This window comes from Bradyrhizobium sp. NBAIM03, from assembly GCF_020194055.1.
In the GTDB taxonomy this organism is placed as follows: Bacteria; Pseudomonadota; Alphaproteobacteria; order Rhizobiales; family Xanthobacteraceae; genus Bradyrhizobium; species Bradyrhizobium yuanmingense.
Window position 1 is genome coordinate 1 of sequence record NZ_JADYVS010000232.1, and the last position, 405, is coordinate 405.

Consider the following 405-nt stretch of genomic DNA (forward strand, 5'->3'; position numbering starts at 1 on the left):
CCCCACTGGCCATCGCTTCCAACGCGACGAGGCCGAATGTTTCCTGATCGCCTGCATGCACGAAACATCGACACTGGCCATGGCGGCGGCCAGGTGCTGCGCATCGCCTTCATAAGCGAGCGCGCGCACGTTCTTGCCGCGCGGAGGGGTCGGGCCCGAGCCGATGGTGACGAGCACGCTTCCGTCGTCGAGCTTGTCTACCGCGTCGCAGAGCACGTGCAGGTTTTTCTCCGGCGCATAGCGGCCGACGTAGAGGAGCACGCGGGCATCTCGCGGCAGGCCCAACTGTTCGCGCCAGCGCAGCGAGCGCCGTGCGGGGTGGAAAAGGCGCGAGTCCACGCCCAGCGGTTGCAGCTCAATGCGCTGCACGCCCAGGTCGGCCACCTTCTGCGCGATGTAGCGGCT

At 67.4% G+C, this 405-nt stretch carries 1 protein-coding gene; it reads right to left on the bottom strand.

The window, feature by feature from the left end; translation table 11 throughout:
• Positions 1-405, bottom strand: a 405-nt coding sequence (locus tag I6F21_RS38270) for a glycosyltransferase (RefSeq protein WP_346656866.1), incomplete at both ends; no start/stop codon positions are given.